Raw genomic sequence first — 1,208 nt, 5'->3', positions numbered from 1 at the left:
GATTATATCGTCGTTCGCAAGGTAGATATCATCGTTCAGCGAATTATATCGGCGTTCAAAAATCTATATCGTCGTTAAGTGTTTTCTCCAACAAAAAAACCGCCAAAAACGGCAGCCGGCAATCAGATTATTCTTTTATCCTGTATTGCCGGGATTTATGGTCCCCGGATATGAAAAAATCATATTGCACCAATATTCTCCGTGCAGCAGCTGGCGAGTCCAGCAGGCAAAAAGAACGAAAGTCTTTATTCGTGATACTCGTATCGATAAAGGTAAGGTATTCCTGTAACGCAAGATGGTGGGCTGTGGCATCTTTATACTGGCAGTCGTGACAGATCCAGCTTCTCTTATCCCGTACCATAAGATAATCCTTGCATTCCGGGCACAGAACGCCTCTGCGCAGCTCAGCGGAATTGATGAAGTAAGTCTGACAAAGAGGCTTTCTCCTGTAGGGAGTGTGATTCTTCTCGATCAACTTTCTAATTTTATTGATATTTAAAGGTGCGGTATCTGAAGGAAACGATCGAAGGATCTCGTACAGATACCCGTTCATCTGATAGGTTTTGCACACTGGCGCGCCAGTCGGCTTGGATTGAAACATACAATTGGCAGACGTATAAATGATAAGGCCTTTTACAGGAAGAGGAAGATTTCTCTCTTCGAACCACTCAGTCAAAAAAAGTATATTTTTGTTCAACTGATAAACCGGATTCTCCAGTATCAGGCGTTCTCCTTTTGAATTCAGCCGAATAAATTCATCGGTCTCATTATTGAAATGCAGATCATCGCTGACATTTTTTGAATCCAATATGATGATGCCTTTCTCCGTAATGACGATGCCGTCGAACTGTGTAATCCAGCCTTCCATTTTCAGTCCGATATTCCACAACACCGTAAATTTACAATCTGGACGAAACTCGATAAATTTCTTTTGCATTCTTTCCTCCCCACGTTCACCGGCAGTCTTCCGGTGGAGCTGGTTTTCAAGGTAAGGCCTTTGAGGATGGTTCTCCGGCAGCCTGCTGATGAAATGCATAATCGCCTGCGCCGCTGGCAAAAGTTCAATTTTTTCCTTTATCATGGTCACCCCTAATCTCAATGTAAATGAATTATAGCATTGTGGAGAATAAATTAATAAACAATTCTAACAATTTTTTCGGGGTACTTTTAAGGTTCTTGTTTTTTCGCTTTTCGCCTGCGAAAAGCAT

Annotated in this window: 1 protein-coding gene; it reads right to left on the bottom strand. The window is 42.0% G+C overall.

What is annotated here, in order from left to right; translation table 11 throughout:
• Window positions 1-127 precede the first annotated feature (127 nt).
• Window positions 128-1,081 (bottom strand): nuclease-related domain-containing protein, encoded by a 954-nt coding sequence (locus KW93_RS05080; protein WP_033541898.1) that lies wholly within the window; start codon window positions 1,079-1,081, stop codon window positions 128-130.
• Window positions 1,082-1,208 lie beyond the last annotated feature (127 nt).

The organism is Planococcus sp. CAU13 (genome assembly GCF_000775575.1).
GTDB lineage: Bacteria > Bacillota > Bacilli > Bacillales_A > Planococcaceae > Planococcus.
Note: the sequence above shows the minus strand (reverse complement) of the source record. Positions and strands in the feature narration are given on the sequence as shown.